Here is a 21322-nt window from a genome sequence, read left to right on the forward strand (position 1 = left end):
ATCCTTTTAAAATGTTTTTTTTAAGATTAAACAGCTTCAGAAATAATATCGCTGGTGCTAAGCAAGCCTTGTTCAATCAAGCTATTAGTACAAGCAAAGATGGCTTCAATTGATGAGGTAACCGTGTTGTCGTGAATACCTGCACCAAACGCACTTTTACCTGTGCCTTTGACCTGTAATTCAACTAAGGTCAATGCTTTGGCATGTGCACCTGAACCGATACTGCGTTCTTCATAATTCAAGACATCGATCGGCAATTGAAGTGCATTGACAATTGCAGAAATTGGACCATTGCCTTCACCACGTAAATGCTGAGTTTCGCCGTCTATATCAATTTCAACATCAATAATCTGATTGCCATTTTCATCAGATAATTTGTAGTTTTTTGCGACGTAATTTTTGTCTTTGATGCTGACATAAGTTGTTTTGAACAAGTTCCAGATTTCATCTGCTGAAATTTCTTTAGCAGTTGCATCCGTATGCTGTTGAATCACTTGGCTAAATTCAATTTGCAAGCGACGCGGTAACACGACGTTATAGTTCGATTCAAGCAAGTAAGCAATACCGCCTTTACCTGACTGGCTATTGACACGAATCACAGCATCATAGTCACGTCCCAAGTCTTTTGGATCGATTGGCAAGTATGGCATATCCCAGATTTCTTCGTTTTTCTGGAATTCAAACCCTTTTTTGATCGCATCTTGGTGAGAACCTGAGAATGCAGTAAATACCAAGTCACCAGCATAAGGATGGCGTGGGTGAACTGGTAAACCTGTACATTCTTCTACAGTCGCAATCACTTCATTAATGTTGGAGAAATCCAAGTTTGGCGCAACACCTTGAGTGTACATGTTCAAGGCGATTGCAGCGACATCGACGTTACCCGTACGTTCACCATTGCCAAAAACACAGCCTTCTACACGGTCAGCGCCTGCCATAATCGCAAGTTCAGATGCTGCAATTCCGCAGCCACGGTCATTGTGGCAGTGAACTGAAATCAACACGCCGTCACGACGTTCAATATTACGGTGCATCCACTCAATCTGGTCGGCATAGACGTTTGGTGTCGACACTTCAACGGTCGCAGGCAAGTTTAAAATGACTTTCTTGTCTGGACGTGCATCCCAAATTTCAGTCACAGCATCACACGCTGCTTTAGCGACTTCCAATTCGGTTGCAGAGAAACATTCAGGACTATATTGGAATACCCACTCAGTTTCAGGATACTGTGCTGCATATTCTTTTACTTTGATGGCTGCATTGATGGCTAAAGCACGTGCGCCTTCAACATCGACATTCAAGACTTTTTTACGGAAAGTCGGTGAGTTGGAGTTGTAAATATGCACAATGGCACGTTTGGCACCTACCAATGCTTCAAAAGTGCGTTGAATTAAATGATCACGCGCCTGAACCAAAACTTCGATGTAGACATCATCTGGAATATGATTTTCTTCAATTAACTTGCGTGTGAAGTCAAAGTCAATTTGTGATGCAGAAGGAAAGCCAATTTCAATATGCTTAAAACCAATTTTCACCAACATCTGGAACATTTTGAATTTCTGATCCATATTCATCGGTTCAAAAATGGCTTGGTTACCATCACGAAGGTCAGTACTCATCCAGATAGGGGCTTGGGTAATTTCCTTGTTTGGCCATTGGCGATCGGGTAAATCGACGCGTTGGTACATACGACGGTATTTTTTGCTTGGGTCAGCCAACATCATGGGGGTAGCTCCTTGCATAGCAGCATATGCCGAGGGGTAATTGGGCAATCTACTATATTATTTTGTGTCTAAACGAAGTGAATTCAACTATATTTCAGTTTTTTACACTGAATGAGCAAATAAAATTATATGCGCGTGTAACGCAGTTCAAACCACAGGGCAGATGCTATCGCAAATAACATTGGCATAATACCTCGGGTACATTACTCAATATAATCATTATAAGTCTGCTGTATAAAAAATATTTTTCGTTTTTTGCACTTTTTACACAATGCCTGAAATTTTTTTCTATTTATTGGGTTAAAAATGCAAATAAAATCTAATTTCCCAAAGTGATCCGAAGATATTTTCGGGAAATTAGCGAGATTGCTTTAGAGTTCTGCCCACATGCGAATCAGGTTGTGATAAATATTGGTGAGTTTCATCACTTCAGCATGAGTATCGCCATGTGCAGCGCGCAGATTGCGGATACTTTCGTCCAAGTTGAACAATAAATGCCGTTTGCTGTCTTCACGAATCAGGCTTTGTACCCAAAAGAATGAGGCAAAACGTGTACCACGGTGAATGGTACTGACTTCGTGCAGACTGGTCGATGGGTATAACACCACATCACCTGCAGGTAGTTTGACTTCATGATAACCGTAAGTATCTTCAATCACCAGATCACCACCATCATATTCATCGGGTTCACTTAAAAACAGCGTACAGGACAAATCGGTGCGGATCTGGTGGCTGGTGCCGCGAATCAGGCGAATCGAGTTGTCGACATGAAAGCCAAAGGTTTCACTTTCATCGTAACGGTTAAATAAAGGCGGAATAATATGATGGGGGAGTGCAGCTGCTTGGAAAATCGGGTTTTTCCAAATGGCTTGGATCACTCGCTCACTTAAGGCATGAGTCAGTGGATCTTGTTCAGAGAGCTGCTGATTGCGTTTGACTGAGGCTGATAATGTGCCTGCGGTCACTTTGCCGCCGACCCAGTTGGCAGCTTCCATCAGACGACGAAATTCTGCGACTTCTTCTTTTGATAATACGTTTGGAATATGATGAATCATAATAACTCGATACGTTGTTCAAAAATAAAAAAGACCATTTCCAGTGTATACAAGAAATGGTCAGAGATTACAGTGCTAAATTAGTATTTGAAGTTGATTGCAAGTACAGCATTACGTCCATCACCTTCAATCGCATAGTGAGCTGCCTGAGCTGAAGTGAAGTAGCGTTTATTACTGATATTGTTGACATTCAACTGAATATTTACATTCTTGTTTACATCGTATTTTGCCATGGCGTTATAGATAGTATAAGCAGGTAAGTACTTGTTACTTGAAGTATTTGCATAAACCTGATCTTTATATTGAGCGCCAGCACCAATGGTCAGTTTTGGTAACACTTTATAGGTTGTCCAAAGTGTCGCGCTGTTTTTCGCAACAAATGGTAATGGCTTGCCTACTGTTGCCGCTGCATTATATGCAGCTTTTGTCAGCTCACTGTCCAAATAGCTATATCCGGCAGACATATCCCATTTATCGGTGATCTGACCTTTGAGGTCGATTTCAAAACCATTGACACGGCTGCTACCAACATTGGAATAGGTGTTTGCATCGGTCAAGACACGGGTATTTTGCTTTTCGGTACGGAACACGGCAGCCGTCAGGTTGGCACGGTTGTTAAATAAATCCCATTTGGTGCCCAGTTCAACCGTACGTGCTTCTTCTGGTTTGAGATCGTCATAACTTGCTGAAACTGAATCTGCACCATCGCCTTGGTCAATACCGACAGGGTTTGCAGAGGTTGCAAAACTTGCATAGATACTGCCATTTTCTGCTGGTTTAAAGACCAGACCCACTTGGTAAGAAAAGTAATTTGAATCACTTTGGAGAACTGTGCCAGCAGGAATTGTGGTGCTTCCACTGGTTGTATTTTTATAATATTTACGCTCTGTATCGAATTGATCCCAACGCACGCCAAGGTTGAGTAGCCATTGTGGATTAAATTCAATACTGTCCAGTGCATAGACTGCTGCAGTTGTACTACGTGTGGTGTACTGGTTTTTGATGCTTCCGAGAGTATCGGTATATAACCCATTGGTTGGGTTGTTCACAGAGGTACACCAGCCACCGATATTGGTCGTTGTTGGTGAACAGTCAGTGCTGTGTACGGTTGAGGTGGTGCCTAAGCTGTTGGTAAAGGTGTGTACACCTTGTTCAGATGACTGATAACTCCATTCTGTACCGATGTTAAACGAGTGTTGTAAGCTACCTGTATTAAATTTACCTGTTAATGCCAATTGATCGCTCACAGCATCGGTGTCGACAATACGGCTGAGTGCCCGACGGGAAATTGTACCGTATGCTGCAATGTTACCTTTGGAATCATCAGGGTTGGTATAGACGTAGTCAGATTTTGATTTGGTATATGATGCGGTATTGGATAACGTCAAATTATCATTGAAATCATGTTCAAGTTTGAAGGTTCCAATGTGGTTTTCACGTTTGTCAAAATCACGATTTTTCCAGCCATAGTATGTGCCTTGTTTCACATAAATTGGCTTGCCACCTGTCGTTAAAAATGGAATACCTGAATCGGGTTCGTCGTAGCTTTGCAGATAATAATAACTTAGAGTTCCACGCGTTGCTGTACCCAATCCCCATGCAAGGCTTGGGGCAATTCCGACACGGTTATATTCTGCGCCATCGATTGCGCCTGGTTTATCATTTTGATGACCCATAACCACAACACGACCTGCAACGCCGTTGCCAAAATCTTTGTTGGCATCCAGCATAATATGACGATAGTTGTCTGTGCCACCCTGAATCGAACCTTGGTATTTGTCACCTTGATGAGCCACTTTGCTAATCAGGTTAATGCTGCCACCAACACCGCCACCACCAGAAATTGCAGAGCTTGAACCTTTTGTGACTTCAACTTGTTCAATCGCAAACATATCTCGGTTTTGTGAAGTCGTGTTACGAATACCGTCTACATAAATTGAACTTTGGCTGCTGTAACCACGAATATAAGGCATATCGGTAAATGGCGTACCACCTTCACCTGCACCTAAAGTAATTCCAGGTTCATTGGCAAGTGCTTGGAGAAGGGTATTGGAGTTGGTGTCTTTTAATAATTTTTGTGAAATAACCGCAACAGATTTTGGGGTGTCGAGTAAAGGCGCAACATATTTTTTATTTGCAGATTGCTTGACTTTTAAACCATCTTTTGTAGCCACCGCATGACTATAAATGGTTGGTAATTCTGCTGTTTCATCTGCTGCAATGGTCGTTGTAGTTGCCATAAGTGAAAGTGATGAGACAATTGCAGAAGAAACAATCTTCTTACGGGTTCGGATAAACGACATAATGAAAGGCTCTATAATTTTAGATGGTAACAATTCGCTAAATGTTAATAATTCTTGTTTAGAATAACACTATTTTACAATAGAAAAAAACGATTAAAAATGTGAATTAATCGTGGATTTTTGAGGTAAGAGTTTATATATTGAAGTTAAGTATTTGAATTTAATTGTAAATTGAAAATATAAATTAGAATGTTAAAATTAAGTGTAAATAATAATGATTGTCATTTATTTTAATCTAAATGCTGTATTGAAATGAAATAAGACTTATTCGCCTAACTGAAGTGAAAGCATTACAAGAGGTGATGTTTCGGTAGACTACAGCCGCGCTGTAAAATAGCAATTTTAGTTTTTTCATGATGGGGGAGTTGATGGCTTTGTATTAAAAACCGATCAACTCTAAAGTTAACAACTGAACTGATGGCACCTGTTCTCAGAAATTTGATTCAAAATAGTCGCTAATAAAAAATCAAGATTGATCGTCTGAAGGTTGTTATTCATCCTCAGGATTTTCTAATTTGTTCTCGGCAATTTTTGCCGCTTCATAACCAGCAATTGCGCTTGCAGCCTTTTCAAGAAGATTAGCGTCTGGGTCAAGCTGATCAACACCTTGTTCCGCGATGATCGCACCCGCAATTTTTCCCACTTCATCTAAAATACTCATAGCCTTTCTTCTCCAGAAGGATTTCTCAAGATTGCAGTCTAATCAGATGAATTGTAAGTTGTGCTGTGAAAGTGTTGCACTTTAAAAGATTTATATGATGCATCAGAAGAAAATTGCTACTTTTTTATGAGTTTTAAGTTCAGGTTAATTTTTCTCATCGTGAGATTTGCTGATACTTGTCATCAAATCGGCATAAAAAAGCCAAAAATAGAAGATGACGTTAAAATAATCTCGAACCAAATTTTGTATATCGTGTCATGATGGCTTATAATAGGCGACTTTAAAAATTTGCTACTACTAACTAGATATTGAGGAAGCCATGCAAGTAACGACTGAAGCGGTTTCGGGCGTTGCCCGTCGTTTAAATGTATCTGTACCGACGAGCCGTGTTAACGAGCAATTTGAAGCTCGCTTAAAACGCACTGCCAAAACTGCGAAAATCAACGGCTTCCGTCCAGGTAAAGTACCTGTAAATGTTGTACGCCGTGAATATGGCGCAGGCATTTATCAAGAAGTTGTAAATGACATCATTCGCGATACAGTATTTGAAGCAATTCAACAAGAAAAAATCAATGCTGTAGGTATGCCTAACATTGAGAAAGTTGAAAACAAAGATGATGCTTTAGTTTTTGAAGCGACTGTTGAAGTTTATCCAGAAATTCAAGTTAACGCGTTTGATACTTTAGAAGTTGAACGTAAGCAAACTGAAATCAACGATAAAGACGTTGATGTCATGATCGAAAACTTGCAAAAACAACGTCAAACTTGGGCTGTGACCAAAGGTATGGCGAAAAAAGACATGCAAGTAACTTTCGATTTTGAAGGTTCTATTGACGGTGAAACTTTTGAAGGCGGTTCTGCACAAGACTTTAAACTTGTTTTAGGTTCTGGTCGCATGATCCCTGGTTTTGAAGATGGCATCGTTGGCATGAAAGCTGGTGAAGAGAAAGTCATCGACGTTACTTTCCCAGAAGATTACCAAGCTGAAAACCTTGCAGGTAAACAAGCTCAGTTCAAAATCACTGTTAAACAAGTTGAAAAGCCAAAGCTTCCAGAAATTGATGCTGAATTCTTAAAAATCTTCGGTCTTACTGAAGAAGAAGGCGTTGAAAAACTAAAAGCTGACGTTCGCAAAAATATGGAACGTGAAGTGAAAAATGGTCTTCGTAACCAAGTTAAAGCAGCTGCATTTGATGCATTGGTTGCTGCAAACGAAATCGAAGTTCCAAATGCTATGGTTGCTCAGGAAATTGACCGTCAACGTCAACAAATGATTCAGCAATTCACTCAACAGTTTGGTGCACAAGGTGCGAAAGCGTTTGATTCTAGCTTGCTTCCAGATGACTTGTTCAAAGAACAAGCTGAAAAGTCAGTTAAACTTGGCGTATTAGTAAGCAAAGTATTGGCTGATGCTAAACTTGAAGTTGATCAAGCTCGCGTTGATGCTTACATCGAAGACATGGCTTCTTCTTATGAAGATCCAACTGAAGTGATTGAATACTTCAAAAACGATGCAAAACAACGTCAGCAAATCGAAGCTGTTGTGTTGGAAGACCAAGTTGTAGATTTCATCTTGGCTTCTGCTAAAGTAACTGACAAAGCGGTAAGCTATGAAGAGTTACTGAAAGAGCAACAAGCTCGTCAACAAGGTTAATCCTTTGACATAAAAAAAGGCGCGCTTGTTGCGCCTTTTTTTATGCTGTAGAAAAATTGTTAATACAGTGGATAATACGTGTAATCCGATTATTTATCTGTTATTTAGATAAGGAATAGTTTTGCAATTTTGACTTTTATCGCGCATATTGTTGTCATGGTTTAAGTCATAAAAATTTAGGAATAAATAAACGTATGTATGTTCCAAACATAGAAAATGCTTTAGTTCCAGTTGTTGTTGAACAATCCTCACGTGGTGAACGCTCATTTGATATTTTTTCACGTCTGTTACGCGAACGTGTTATTTTTCTTACGGGTGAAGTTGAAGACAACATGGCAAATTTAATTGTCGCGCAGATGTTGTTTTTAGAAGCAGAGAACCCAGATAAAGATATACACCTTTATATTAATTCACCAGGTGGTTCAGTAACGGCAGGTATGGCAATTTACGATACCATGCAGTTTATCAAGCCTGATGTCTCAACGATCTGTATGGGTCAGGCTGCATCTATGGGTGCATTCTTGCTTAATGCAGGCGCAAAAGGTAAGCGCTATTGTTTGGAAAATGCGCGTGTCATGATTCACCAGCCACTCGGTGGTTTCCGTGGACAGGCATCTGACATTGAGATCCATGCACGTGAAATCCTGTTTATTAAAGAGCGTTTAAATCGCTTGATGGCAGAACACAGCGGTCAAGACTATGAAACAGTTGCACGAGATACAGATCGTGATAACTTCATGACCGCGCAGGCTGCGAAAGAGTATGGCTTAGTTGATGCTGTATTAACTAAACGTCCATAATGTAAAAGATTATTTATTGGAGAAAATATGTCCAACCATCCTCAAGGACAAAAACATTGTTCATTTTGCGGTAAAACGCAGTCTGAAGTCGGGAAACTGATTGCAGGCGAGGACGCATACATTTGTAACGAGTGTGTGGACGTATGTCTTGACTTGGTACAAACCAGTCAACAAGTCGACTCAGGTGACTGGGCAAGCCGTCCTTTGCCAAAGCCACATGAAATTCGCGCAGCGCTTGACCAGTATGTTATTGGTCAGGATATTGCGAAGAAAACCTTATCAGTGGCAGTTTATAACCACTATAAACGCTTAAAAGTGTCACAAACAGGGCACAAGCATGACGATATTGAGATTGCGAAAAGCAATATCTTGCTGATTGGTCCTACAGGTTCAGGTAAAACTTTACTGGCTCAAACTTTGGCACGCTTGCTTGACGTACCATTTGCTATGGCAGATGCAACAACACTGACCGAAGCTGGTTATGTTGGCGAAGATGTTGAAAACATTGTACAAAAGCTATTGCAAAAAGCGGATTACGATGTCGAGAAAGCACAAAAAGGGATTATCTATATTGACGAAATCGACAAGATTACGCGCAAATCAGAAAATCCTTCCATCACTCGCGATGTATCGGGTGAAGGTGTGCAGCAAGCCTTGCTGAAAATGATTGAAGGTACTGTGGCATCGATTCCACCACAAGGTGGGCGTAAGCATCCGCAGCAAGAATTCATTCAGATTGATACCTCAAATATTTTGTTTATTTGTGGTGGTGCATTCTCTGGATTGGAAAAAATTGTTCAGCAACGTCAGGAAAAAGGCGGGATTGGTTTCAATGCTGAAGTGAAGAATAAAGATGACAATAAAAAAGTCTCTGAATTGTTCCGTCAGGTTGAAGCGACCGACTTGGTCCGCTTTGGTTTGATCCCTGAATTTATTGGTCGTTTACCTGTGATTGCTACGCTAGATGAGCTAGATGAGCAGGCATTGATTCAGATTTTGACTGAACCGAAAAATGCATTAACCCGTCAGTATCAACATTTGTTTGATATGGAAAATGTGGACTTGGTATTTGAAGAATCTGCGTTGCATGCAGTTGCGAAAAAAGCACTGGAACGTAATACAGGTGCGCGTGGTTTGCGTTCAATTCTGGAAAATGTTTTGCTCGATACCATGTATGACTTACCAAGCCGTACTGACGTAGGCACAATCATTATCAATGAAGCTGTGATTAATGATAAGGCTGAACCAGAAGTTAAAGCTGAGCGTGTACACAAAGCTCAACAACCATTGGCTGAGAAAACTGATTTAAAGATTATTGATTCGAAATCAGCTTAATTTGCTATATAAAAAAACGCGCATCATGCGCGTTTTTTTATGCTTGATTATTTGCTAGGGGCTTTTTTCGGTAACGGTTTAAGGACATCGGCAATTTGCTGAGTCATCTGCTGTTGAAATTTTTTATCTTGAGTGAGTTTTTCAGTAGCTTGGTTAATTTGCTGGACGGTCTGTTGCAAAATAATCGGCATTTTTTTGTTAATAGACTGTCCTTCAGGAGATTTTAGGAAGCGAATATAGGCTTGAACCTCTTCTTCAGATAATTGCTTTGTATAAATATTTTGGATTATTTCAATAGGTTTTGCTTGCTGCAAAAATACTTCTACCGTGTTTACAAAAATCTTGGAAATTTTTTGTGCTGCCACTTGATCTTGTTCGGTGAGAGTTTGATGTCCTGTGTAGTCTTTAATGACTTGTTCTGAATGTTTTTGGAAATACGGTGCGTAGTTTTTCACCGCCTCTTTTACCAATTGTTCGGCATTGGAGAGTCGTATTAATTCCTGAACAGAAGCGGGTTGTGCAGGCGTTGCAAGCGCAGTTTGGCTGAAACTGTAGCAGCAAACACAAGCCAAGATAAAGTGAGTAATAGTTTTTTTAAACATGATGATTATCCTAAATATTTGAATGATTTTTAGAATGAGTGACCTATCGTAATCGAAGAATATTTAAGTCTAAACTATTTTTATTGAGATTGGGATGTGAGGGAGGCGCAAGCATAGAGATTACAGCTGAGAACTGAGTTTAATTAGAATTACTCACTGTCGATACCTAAGACTTTAAATAGACCATGATTTACAGCGCTATTGTTCATCATGTTGTGAACTACGACGTTGTAGGTTTCCTGACTTAGGTTTGGCATTTTGGCTGCTGCAGACTGCCCTTCAGGAGTGCGATAAAAACGGTTCAGTGCCTGAACTTCTTCTTCGGAGAGGTTTTTTTGATAAAGCTGTTTCAATTGTGGTTCAACATCTTGCCAGAACTGCTCTTTATTTAGACCGAGCATTTGTAGTTGCTGTGGCTTGACCATGGATTGAGTATTTTGTTTTATTTTTAAGATATCAAAGAGTTGATCAATCGAGTTGGGAGATGCGGGCTGTGCATGGCTCAAGTCAAAGAAAAACATTCCTCCAAGTAAAGTTAAAATCTGACTAATACTTTTGAGTTGCATGAGAAACGACCTTATGGCATTCGGTATAAATAGGGCTTTGTAATGTTACATTTGTAAGTGTTAACAGGTCCTAATAATCTAAATAAAAAAACACGCCCTGAGGCGTGTTTTTTGATGTATTTCGGTTAACCCGCTGTTGCATCTACAACAGGAATCTTACCGATTTTCTCTTGCCAGATTTTTGGTGCAATCGCATGGATAGATGTACCATTCACATCGACAGCAACAGATACAGGCATATCTTCAACGACAAACTTGTAGATTGCTTCCATACCCAAGTCAGCAAATGCAACCACTTCAGCTTGACGAACCGCTTTAGATACGAGGTATGCAGCGCCACCAACAGCCATCAAATAAGTTGCTTTGTTGTCTTTGATTGCTTCAACAGCAGCAGGGCCACGGTCTGCCTTGCCAATCATACCGAACATGCCAGTCGCTTCGAGGACTTGACGAGTGAACTTGTCCATACGCGTTGCAGTTGTAGGACCAGCAGGGCCAACCACTTCATCACGTACAGGATCGACAGGGCCTACGTAGTAAATAAATTTACCTTTAAGGTCTACAGGAAGTTCTTCACCGTTATTTAACATGTCAACCATACGTTTGTGCGCAGCGTCACGACCTGTATAGATTGTACCGTTAAGAAGTAGCGTATCACCTGGTTTCCAAGAGTTCATTTCTTCTTGAGTGATGGTGTCTAGATTGACACGTTTAGATTTAGAAGCATCCCAAGCGACTTGTGGGTAGTCCTCAAGTTTAGGCGCTTGAATATGTGCAGGACCTGAACCATCAAGTTGGAAATGCGCATGGCGAGTTGCCGCACAGTTTGGAATCATACCGACTGGTTTGCCTGCAGCGTGGCAAGGGTAGTCTTTGATTTTGATATCAAGGACAGTGGTTAAACCGCCAAGACCTTGCGCACCAATACCCAAAGCATTTACTTTTTCGAAGATTTCAATACGAAGCTCTTCCATTTTGCTTTGAGGACCACGACGAAGCAATTCGTCCATGTTGATTTCTTCCATAAGTGCTTCTTTTGCAAGCATCATGGCTTTTTCAGCAGTACCACCGATCCCGATCCCGAGCATACCTGGTGGACACCAGCCTGCACCCATGGTTGGAACAGTTTTAAGTACCCAATCCACAATTGAGTCAGATGGATTTAGCATTGCAAGTTTTGATTTGTTTTCTGAACCGCCACCTTTGGCTGCAACAGTAATATCAACTTTGTTGCCAGGTACGAGTTTGTAGTGAATCACTGCTGGCGTATTGTCTTTGGTGTTTTTACGACCAAATGCAGGATCTGCTAAAACTGATGCGCGAAGTACGTTGGTATTTTCTAAGTAACCTTGGCGTACACCTTCGTTGATTGCATCATCAAGACTCATGGTTAAATCAAATTTAACGTCTAAGCCCACATCAACAAACACGTTGACAATCCCGGTATCTTGACAGATAGGGCGATGACCTTCTGCACACATACGCGAGTTAATTAAAATTTGTGCGATTGCATCCTTAGCGGCTTGGTTTTCTTCACGATCATACGCACGGCTCATCGCCTGAATAAAATCTTGTGGATGATAGTATGAAATAAACTGTAAGGCATCCTTGACCGAAGTGATCAAGTCATCTTGTTTGATAATGGTCGTCATATCAAAAGTCTCTTGAGCGGGCTGTTAGCTAGCGGGCTAAATTATATGACAAAATGAGCAGTCTGTGGGCAGTTTTGCCGAGATTTTGATCCAAGGTCGAATACAAGTAGAAATATAAAAATGAGCTGAAACTTTAACAACAGGAATATCGCTTCGTGACTCAAGAAAACCTCGCAGAAAATATTATCGAAATTTATCGTCAGTATGGTCGTTAATGAATAGATTTACGCGGTACATATTTATATGCAAGAGTGTGGTGAAATGTTTGGAAAGGCACTTTATCATGCCTGTTTAGCGAGCGATGAATACCAAAGATTGTGGCAGCAGTATGGTTTTGAGGTCGTAGAAATGATTGCTGAAGATGGTGATTGTACAGGGCGTACCGTTTGGCTGGCACAAAAGCAGCCGCAATAAAAAAGCCACTCAAGATGCTTGAATGGCTTTTTTAATTTTAACTGGAGCTTAAGAAGCTTTTGCTGTTTTTGCTTCAGCTTGTTGTTCCGCCTGAATCGCAGTTAATGCAATCGTAAACACGATGTCATCAACCAAAGCGCCACGTGACAAGTCATTTACAGGTTTATTCAAACCTTGCAGCATTGGGCCGACACTCACTACATTGGCAGAACGTTGTACTGCTTTGTAGGTGGTGTTGCCTGTGTTAAGGTCAGGGAAAATAAACACATTGGCACGACCTGCTACCTGTGAATTCGGTGCTTTAGAGCGCCCGACACTTTCAACCGAAGCAGCATCGTACTGTAATGGACCATCAATCAATAAGTCTGGACGGCGTTGTTGTGCAATGGTAGTTGCCTGAGCGACTTTTTCCACGTCAGCACCGGCACCTGATGTACCTGTTGAGTAGCTGATCATGGCAATACGTGGTTCAATACCAAAAGCTTTGGCAGAATCGGCAGATTGAATGGCGATTTCAGCCAATTGCTCGGCAGTTGGATCTGGGTTAATCGCACAGTCGCCATAGACATAGACTTCATCTGGCAACAACATGAAGAACACAGAAGAAACCAGAGAGTACTCAGGGGCTGTTTTAATCAGCTGGAAGGCTGGGCGAACTGTATTTGCGGTGGTATGTACTGCACCAGAAACCAGACCATCAACCTGATCGAGTGCCAGCATCATCGTGCCGAGAACAACGGTATCTTGCAGTTGTTCTTCCGCTTGAGCAGCATTGAGTTTGCCTTTACGCAGTTGTACCATCGGCTCGACATATTGCGCACGAATGCTGTCAGGATCAACGATTTCCAGATCACTTGGCAGTTCAATATTGCGTGCTTTCGCCACTTCAAGAACCTGTTCTGGTTTTGCGAGCAAAATACAGTGTGCCAAACCACGTGACTGACAGATTGCTGCAGCTTCAACGGTACGTGGTTCATCACCTTCAGGAAGAACAATACGCTTTTTCGCTGCAATTGATTTTTGTACCAACTCGTAACGGAAAGCCGAAGGAGACAAGCGTGGCTGGGTTGCAGCTTCACTGTGTTGAGTTAACCATTTTGGATCAAGATGGCTTGAAACAAAACGAGTCACTTGCTCTGCACGTTCTAAATCATTGATTGGAACTTCATTGCTCAGGCTTGCAAGGCACTGCGCAGTTTCTAACGTATTGAGTGAGGTATGTAAAATCGGTAAGCCTTGTTGAGTGGCCGATTTACAAAATTCTAAAACCTGTGCATTTGGCGCTTCACGTTCAGTCAGAATTAAACCTGCAATTGGCACGCCATTTTGTGTTGCAAGGCTAGCTGCCAAAATTACATCAATGCGTTCAGAGGCACTAATAATTAGTTCGCCAGCGACAAATTTATTCAGTTCATGTTCAATACTAGATGCAATTAGACTCGTGTGCAGCACGCGACGTTGAGCAGCATTTCCTAGGTTAATCCATGTCGCCTTGATGCTGCTTGAAATATCAAGAGTACGAGGCACACTGAGCGTATTGCTAAATGGAACCAGACCTACCACAGGGAGTGCTGCTGTTCCAATATAACGATTGAATTTTTGTAGTTGAGTAGTGAACTCGGTAATTTCTTTTTCAAGACGTAGAGATGTGTCGAGTGCCACTGGAATTTGTGCTGCACTTTCAGCCAAGCCTTTGGTGCGCATAAACAACACGCCTGCAGCACGTTTGCTTTCTACACCGCCAAAGTGACGTAAGCTAGCTTCAATTTTCTCTGCAGTTTGTCGTGGCTGATTTAAATCAGCTTTGCTCACCAAAACTACTTTGGCATCGAGCGCTTTTGCGAGCTGAGCATTAAGTTCATTGGCAAAATAATCTTCTGTAGTTGCCAGTAAGCCTTCAACAATAATAACTTTATGATGTTTTGCTACTTCACGATGCAGCCGAACCGCATCTTCCAGTAATTCATCAATTTCACCTGAGTTGATCGCATTTAAGATCTGCCGATGCGTAATCGATGGTGTGGCTTGTGTTTTAAAAAGCTGTGCGTATAAAGCAGCTGTGCGGTTATGGTGCTGGTCTTGTTCCTGACAAAAAGGTTTGACGAAGCCTGCTTTAATGCCGCTACAGTCCAGTGCATAAATCATGCCGAGGCAAGCGGAGGTTAAACCCACGCTTTCCTCGGTTGGAATAAGAAGAAGGGTATTCATAAAAACACCTGATTGTAATTTTATTGATTAAGCAATCGCTGCGTTTGCCTCACGGCTAAGCTGTTCTACGACGTGCTCGGTTTCTTTTGCGATACGGCCTTCCTCATCCGTTGGAATAACCCAGATTTGAGGACCTGCACCTGCATCGATACGGCCTTCAGTACCACGTTTTAGCGTATTGTTTTTCTCTTTGTCGAGATTGAAACCAAAGTGCGGCAAATATGCCATGGTTTTTTCACGGATGTAGGCTGAGTTTTCACCAATACCACCTGTGAAGAATAAACCATCAATACGTGGTAGGCCACAGCTCAGTGCTGCTAAAGATTTTGCCAAACGGTAGCAGAACACTTCAATCGCTAAAGTAGCATCTTCATTGCCTTGTTCAGAAGCTTCAATCAAGGTGCGCATGTCATTTGACAAGTTGTTCGATAGGCCAAGTAAGCCGCTTTCCTTGTTGAGCATTTTATCAATTTTGAAAATGTCCCAACCAAGGTTGCTTGCCAAGAAGCTATGAATACTTGGGTCAACATCGCCACTACGTGTACCCATAACCACACCTTCAAGTGGAGTGAGTCCCATAGAAGTATCAACGCTTTGACCATTCCAGATTGCGCAGGTCGAGCTACCATTGCCTAGGTGTGCTGTTAACCAGCCACCTTGTTTCAGGCTACCAGCAAGCTCAGAACCACGCTCTGAAACATAGGCATGGCTAGTACCGTGGAAACCATAGCGACGCACGTTATGATCGGTAAATAAGAATTTTGGTACAGCATAGCGGTAGGCATGTGCTGGCATGGTTTGGTGGAATGCAGTATCAAATACGGCAACTTGTGGTAGTTCAGGGAACAAACGCATAGTTGCTTCAATCCCTACCAAGTGGGCAGGGTTATGTAATGGCGCAAGCGGAGTTGCTTCACGAATACGCTGAATAATATCTGGTGTTAATAAATGAGCTTTGGTTAAAGTCCCGCCGTGTACGACACGGTGACCAATCGCTTGTGGATTATAATGAGAAAGACGTTCTAGCAAGGTTTCTAGCGCTTGTTCATGGTTGGCATTTGGAATAGCCAGTTCAAGGGGTTGACCACCCGCAGTAATTCCTTTGATGCGCGCGTTTTCTGAGCCAAGATTCTCTGCTAGCCCGTAGATACGATCTTCACGGCGTTCTGATACCAATGCATATTTAATGGAAGAAGAACCGCAATTAATCACTAAAACAGATGTAGACACGTCATTATTCCCAATTTTAATTGAAATCATATTCCTGTTCATGATCCGTGCTAGGAAAGAACCTGACTGATCGAATACATTATTTTTAACATGGGTTATTTTTTAGTCCAAGCTAGACTTTAGCCGATACGACTTTAGAATTATGATGATATTTTTATTGATTAAACCTAGCTTTATCAATAATTTATCTAAATATTCTTTAAAATTACCCATATTCTTTTTAAAAATCACCAATATTTTTTTTTAAAATATTTAATTCTCAAAGCAAGTTTTCTCACTTTGAGAATCTATCGCTATCTATTTCGGGTGCTTACTGGCGAATTTGACCATCCCCAAGCACAATCCATTTTTGAGAAGTCAGGCCTTCTAGACCGACAGGGCCTCGAGTATGGATTTTGTCGGTAGAAATGCCAATTTCTGCACCTAAACCATATTCAAAACCATCGGCAAAGCGGGTTGAGGCATTAATCATCACCGAGCTTGAGTCAACCCGAGCCAGGAATTGGCGAGCCAAGGTATAGTTTTCAGTGACAATCGCATCGGTATGGTGTGAACCGTATTTGTTGATGTGAGCAATCGCATCATCCATATTGGCAATCACTTTTACCGCAAGAATTGGTGCAAGGTATTCGGTGTACCAGTCTTCTTCGGTTGCAGCAATCACTTGCTGACCCAAAATTTTCTGAGTCTGTTCACAGCCGCGAAGCTCAACTTGTTTTTCAGCATATTTTGCGGCAATCGCAGGTAAGAACTGCTCGGCAACAGCTTGGTGTACCAGCAGGCTTTCCATGGCATTACACACGCCATAACGGTGAGTTTTGGCATTGAAGGCAATTGCAAGGGCTTTGTCGAGATCCGCCTGTGAATCGACATAAACGTGGCAGTTACCATCTAAATGCTTAATTACAGGAATGCGCGCTTCACGACTAATACGTTCAATCAACCCTTTACCGCCACGTGGCACGATCACATCGACAAATTCAGTCATGGTAATGAGGTGACCCACGGCTGCACGGTCTGCAGTTTCGATGACTTGTACTGATGTTTCAGGTAAACCTGATTGTTGTAAACCAAGCTGAATGGCATGTGCGATGGCTTTGTTGGACTGGAGTGCTTCAGAGCCACCCCGTAAAATAATCGCATTACCTGATTTGAGTGCCAAAGATGCAGCTTCCAAGGTCACGTTCGGGCGTGATTCGTAAATCATGCCCACGACACCTAAAGGCACGCGCATTTTACCAATCTGAATCCCGGAAGGGCGATAAGCCAAATCGGTAATCTCTCCAATCGGATCGGTGAGCTGAGCGACATCTTTTAGACCTTGTAACATTGCTGCAAAGCGTGCGGGGGTAAGCTCTAGACGGTCAAGTAAAGCGCTGTCAAGTTGATTGGCACGACCATTTTGCATATCAATTTGGTTGGCTGCCAAAACTTCAGCTTGTTGTTGTTCCAATGCATCATGGATGGCCATAAGTGCTTGGTTTTTGGTTTTCGTCGAAGCGCTCGCTAATGTTTGCGAGGCTTGGCGAGCCTGTTGACCGACGGTCTGCATGTACTCCGCAATAGACTGTTGCATAATATTAAGATCACTTAAAAAATCATCACTGATAGTAACAGTGTTATTTAAAAAATAAAACGCCTGATGATGCAGGCGTTTTGAGGAAATTTAGGTATGAATTGTACTGTTTTTGAATTCTTCAATGCGGTGTTTGACCTGTAACCACTCTTCACCAAGTGCTAGATTGTCGGTGAGATGTAGTGCTGGGATCTTGCCACGCATACGTTCCAGACGTTGCTGGTTAGGTAAGGCAAAATCTTGAATGCTGTCGAGAGCAACAATGGCGGCTGCACGGTCATTACACACCAGTCCCATATCGCAGCCTGCATTTAATGCCGCCTGAATTCGGGCATCTGCACCACCTGCAACACAGGCAGCTTGCATACTTAAGTCATCTGAGAACAAGACGCCATCAAACTGAAGCTGGTGGCGTAACACGGTTTGAATCCAATGCTGAGAAAAGCCCGCAGGATTGGCGTCGACTTGCGGGTAAATCACATGCGCAGGCATGAGCGCATTGAGGTCAGGCATGAGTTGAATAAAGCTTTGCATGTCATGTGCATAGATTTCATCATAACTGCGCGAGTCAATCGCGGCGGCAACATGCGAATCGGCTTTGACTGAGCCATGTCCAGGAAAATGCTTGCCTGTGGTTGCCATACCTGCTGCGTGCATACCCTGCATAAAAGCGCGTGCTAGTGGCACAATATCTGCCATGTTTTTAGCGAAGGCGCGGTCGCCAATCACATCGCTAATGTCATTTAAGTCCAGTACGGGGGCAAAACTAAAGTCTATACCGACTGCCAAAACTTCAGTTGCCATCAGCCAGCCACATTGCTCTGCTAAGTTTAGGGCATGTTCAGGTTGCTCAAGATACAGTTCACCAAAGCGGCCCATTGCAGGCAATAATGTAAAACCTTGTTTCAGGCGTTGAACGCGGCCACCTTCCTGATCAACGGCAATCAGGATTTCAGGGCGGACACTGCGAATATGATCGGTCAAGGCACGAACTTGTTGTGGTGACTCAATATTACGTGCAAACAGGATTAAACCGCCCACTTGAGGGTTTTTCAGTAATTCAATATCTTCTGGAGTCAGGGTGGTTCCTGCGATATCGAGCATCAACGCGCCAATCATAAGAGCTTCCGTTACTGGGTGAATTGCAAATAGAGATTGAATTTTGCAATGATTTGCTACATTTTGTCAGCACAGAATATGATAAAACTACACGACATGGTACAAAGACTTTGATTAATATCCTGAATATTCAAGTCCAATTAAATATTATTGCTATGTAATTTTTGGTGAAACCCAAGGAAGTCCGATTAATATATGAAACTTCAAACAATCGCTTGCGCAGTTGCATTCGCAACGGGTGGTCTATTCTTTACTCATGTTATTAATGAGGCAACAGCCGCGACCAATGCAGAGTCTGTTGTACAGTCAGTGCAGCCAACACAAGCGCAAAAATTGGTGACACGTCAACTTGCGACCTTGGTAGACCGCCAACATTATTTGAATATGCGTTTGGATGCCAATACTTCCAATCGTATTTTAGACATGTATCTGGATAGCCTAGACCCAGACCATACGGTTTTCTTGGCATCTGATGTTGCCTCGTATAAACAAAAATATGGTGCAACCTTGGGAGCAGCGCTCAAAGCGGGTGATTTAACCGCGCCTTATGCGATTCATGCGCAGTATCGTCAGCGTTTAAAAGATTTTTATAGCTATATGCTGGCCGAGCTGAAAAAACCACAAAATCTAGAACAGAAAAATAACTATATCGATACGGATCGCGAAAAAGCGCCGTATTTTAAAACAGAAATCGAGCAGCGTGATTACTGGCATAAAATGCTGCTATCGCAGCTGATCAACCTGACGATTAGCAAGCAGGAAGATCTGGCGAAACAAAAAGTTCTTAAAGCAGACCCTGCTTTGGCGCAGGGACAAGATTTAAGTTCTGAAGATTTAACGCCTGAGCAAACGCTAACCAAGCGTTATACTCGCCAATTAGAACGTATTGGCCGTACCAAGAGTGATGATGTTCTGGATAAAATCCTGAACTCCATGACACTGACTTACGATCCACACAGTAATTATTTCCCACCTACTGATGCAATGGAATTGAATCGTCAAACCACCTTGCAGCTAGAAGGGATTGGGGTCTCGATTCGCCCTGAACGCGGTAATGAAGACTATACCAAAATTGAAACCATTGTAGATGGCGGGCCGGCGAGCAAGTCTGGTCAGGTCAAAGCAGGCGACCGTATTATCGGTGTTGCCCAAGGCGGTGACAAAATGGTCGATGTGGTCGGCTGGTCGAGTCAGGAAATTGTCGGGTTGATTCGTGGTAAGCGTGGCACCAATGTCACCTTAAAACTATTGGGTGCAGGTGCACCAATGAGTCAGGCACGTACAGTGACTTTGTCGCGTGATGTGATTAAAGAAGATGATCAGGGTGTGCAATCACGTGTTGTGAAAGTTAACCGTAATGGTCAACAGCATACTTTTGGTGTCATTGAAATCCCATCGTTTTATCTCAACTATCGTGCGCGCCGTGATGGTGCTGACTATCGTTCCGTATCCAAAGATACCAATGATGCTCTAAAAGCACTTTCAGCACAGAATGTTGAAGGGATTATTATTGATTTGCGTAATAACCCAGGTGGTTCACTTGAAGAAGTGTCACGTATGATTGGCCAAGTGATTAAGTCTGGTCCAGTTGTACAAATCCGCGATGGTAATGGTAACGTCAACGTCTTTGAAGATAATGACGCGGGTCAACAGACCTATGCAGGGCCTTTGGCCGTGTTGGTGAACTTGGCATCGGCTTCGGCAAGTGAAATTTATTCTGCTGCAATTCAGGATTATGGCCGTGGCATTATTATTGGTAGTACAACGACAGGTAAAGGTACTGCACAAGTTCAGCTAGACTCTTTGGCTTATGGTCAGGCAACGTTGACTCAGCGTAAATTTTATCGAATTACTGGCGGCAGCACACAAAACAAAGGTGTGATTCCAGATATTAAACTGGTTGATATCTGGAATGATGAGTTCGGTGAACGTAAAGCCAAAAATGCCTTGAAATGGGACACGATTCCAACAGCACCATTTAAGCGTGAAGGTGTAATCAAGCCGTATTTACCTGAACTAGAAAAACTGTCAGCACAGCGTGTGAATCAAGATCCTCAGTTTAGTTATTTGGAAGCGCGTCGTGTGCTTGCCAAGAAAACGGATGATGAGAAACGCCTGCCTCTGAATTTGGATCAGCGTAAAGTTGAACTTGATACTTTAGAAAAGCAGACTTTGGATGCTGAGAACTTACGCCGTCAGCAAACAGGACTTAAACCGTATAAAGACTGGAGTAGTTATCAGGCCTCTCTTGATGCGCTTAGTGAAACACGCGCTAAATTGAAAGCCAATGTCCGCCCAGCATTACCAGAGGAAGAAGCTTTTGTGACTGAAGCAGCCAATGTATTGCTTGATTACGCAAAATTGCAGCAACAAAAATCAGGTAATTAATTAACCAATAATATGAAAAGGCTCGGGCATTAACC

15 protein-coding genes and 1 pseudogene are annotated in these 21322 nt (G+C 42.2%); 5 read left to right on the forward strand and 11 right to left on the reverse strand.

Going from position 1 to position 21322, the window contains the following annotated elements; all coding sequences use genetic code 11:
• Positions 1–26 precede the first annotated feature (26 nt).
• The 4 genes from leuA to P255_RS15430 all read right to left on the reverse strand — a co-directional run bounded on the left by leuA (position 27) and on the right by P255_RS15430 (position 5743).
• A complete protein-coding gene (gene leuA, locus P255_RS02400) occupies positions 27–1724 on the reverse strand; it encodes a 2-isopropylmalate synthase (protein ID WP_004903259.1) in 1698 nt (565 codons plus the stop codon).
• 371 nt (positions 1725–2095) lie between these two features.
• Positions 2096–2779, reverse strand: a complete 684-nt coding sequence (locus P255_RS02405) for a Fe2+-dependent dioxygenase (RefSeq protein WP_004903260.1) — start codon at positions 2777–2779, stop codon at positions 2096–2098.
• A gap of 80 nt (positions 2780–2859) precedes the next feature.
• Positions 2860–5082 carry a TonB-dependent receptor gene (locus tag P255_RS02410; protein WP_004903262.1) on the reverse strand — a complete coding sequence of 741 codons (2223 nt, stop codon included), beginning with the start codon at positions 5080–5082 and terminating at the stop codon, positions 2860–2862.
• 490 nt (positions 5083–5572) lie between these two features.
• Positions 5573–5743, reverse strand: coding sequence for a hypothetical protein (locus P255_RS15430; protein ID WP_004903263.1), 171 nt, complete (start codon positions 5741–5743; stop codon positions 5573–5575).
• A 319-nt stretch (positions 5744–6062) separates the two neighbouring features.
• Here P255_RS15430 and tig point away from each other — a divergent pair, with 319 nt between their 5' ends.
• From tig to clpX, 3 genes are all read left to right on the forward strand, one after another.
• A complete protein-coding gene (gene tig / locus P255_RS02415; protein ID WP_004903265.1) occupies positions 6063–7397 on the forward strand; it encodes a trigger factor in 1335 nt (444 codons plus the stop codon).
• Positions 7398–7591: 194 nt separating this feature from the next.
• Positions 7592–8197 (forward strand): ATP-dependent Clp endopeptidase proteolytic subunit ClpP, encoded by a 606-nt coding sequence (gene clpP, locus P255_RS02420; RefSeq protein WP_004753838.1) that lies wholly within the window; start codon positions 7592–7594, stop codon positions 8195–8197.
• 27 nt (positions 8198–8224) lie between these two features.
• Positions 8225–9532 (forward strand): ATP-dependent protease ATP-binding subunit ClpX, encoded by a 1308-nt coding sequence (gene clpX / locus P255_RS02425; protein WP_004903267.1) that lies wholly within the window; start codon positions 8225–8227, stop codon positions 9530–9532.
• 47 nt (positions 9533–9579) lie between these two features.
• Here the strand turns inward: clpX and P255_RS02430 are convergent, their stop codons facing one another.
• The 3 genes from P255_RS02430 to P255_RS02440 form a co-directional block, all read right to left on the reverse strand.
• Positions 9580–10134: a DUF2059 domain-containing protein gene (locus P255_RS02430; RefSeq protein ID WP_004903268.1), complete on the reverse strand. Its 555-nt coding sequence runs from the start codon at positions 10132–10134 to the stop codon at positions 9580–9582.
• A gap of 149 nt (positions 10135–10283) precedes the next feature.
• The gene (locus P255_RS02435; protein ID WP_004903270.1) at positions 10284–10700 is read right to left on the reverse strand and encodes a DUF2059 domain-containing protein; all 417 of its coding nucleotides are present in this window, start codon (positions 10698–10700) and stop codon (positions 10284–10286) included.
• Between the two features lie 125 nt (positions 10701–10825).
• Positions 10826–12352, reverse strand: coding sequence for a fumarate hydratase (locus P255_RS02440; RefSeq protein ID WP_004903272.1), 1527 nt, complete (start codon positions 12350–12352; stop codon positions 10826–10828).
• 255 nt (positions 12353–12607) lie between these two features.
• Between P255_RS02440 and P255_RS02445 the strand changes: the two are divergent.
• Positions 12608–12766 (forward strand): annotated as a pseudogene (locus tag P255_RS02445) (SAM-dependent methyltransferase); the annotation flags it as partial.
• A 48-nt stretch (positions 12767–12814) separates the two neighbouring features.
• Here the strand turns inward: P255_RS02445 and pta are convergent.
• From pta to nagZ, 4 genes are all read right to left on the reverse strand, one after another.
• Positions 12815–14974 carry a phosphate acetyltransferase gene (gene pta, locus P255_RS02450; RefSeq protein WP_004903275.1) on the reverse strand — a complete coding sequence of 720 codons (2160 nt, stop codon included), beginning with the start codon at positions 14972–14974 and terminating at the stop codon, positions 12815–12817.
• Positions 14975–15001: 27 nt separating this feature from the next.
• Positions 15002–16204 (reverse strand): acetate/propionate family kinase, encoded by a 1203-nt coding sequence (locus tag P255_RS02455; protein WP_034426352.1) that lies wholly within the window; start codon positions 16202–16204, stop codon positions 15002–15004.
• A 310-nt stretch (positions 16205–16514) separates the two neighbouring features.
• Positions 16515–17780, reverse strand: coding sequence for a glutamate-5-semialdehyde dehydrogenase (locus tag P255_RS02460; RefSeq protein ID WP_004903278.1), 1266 nt, complete (start codon positions 17778–17780; stop codon positions 16515–16517).
• A gap of 90 nt (positions 17781–17870) precedes the next feature.
• Complete coding sequence (nagZ, locus tag P255_RS02465; RefSeq protein ID WP_004903279.1) at positions 17871–18899, reverse strand: beta-N-acetylhexosaminidase; 1029 nt, start codon at positions 18897–18899, stop codon at positions 17871–17873.
• A 195-nt stretch (positions 18900–19094) separates the two neighbouring features.
• On the opposite strand from nagZ, the gene P255_RS02470 reads away from it, so the two are divergent.
• Positions 19095–21287 carry a carboxy terminal-processing peptidase gene (locus P255_RS02470; RefSeq protein WP_004903282.1) on the forward strand — a complete coding sequence of 731 codons (2193 nt, stop codon included), beginning with the start codon at positions 19095–19097 and terminating at the stop codon, positions 21285–21287.
• Positions 21288–21322: the final 35 nt, after the last annotated feature.

This window comes from Acinetobacter brisouii CIP 110357, from assembly GCF_000488275.1.
Taxonomy (GTDB): Bacteria; Pseudomonadota; Gammaproteobacteria; order Pseudomonadales; family Moraxellaceae; genus Acinetobacter; species Acinetobacter brisouii.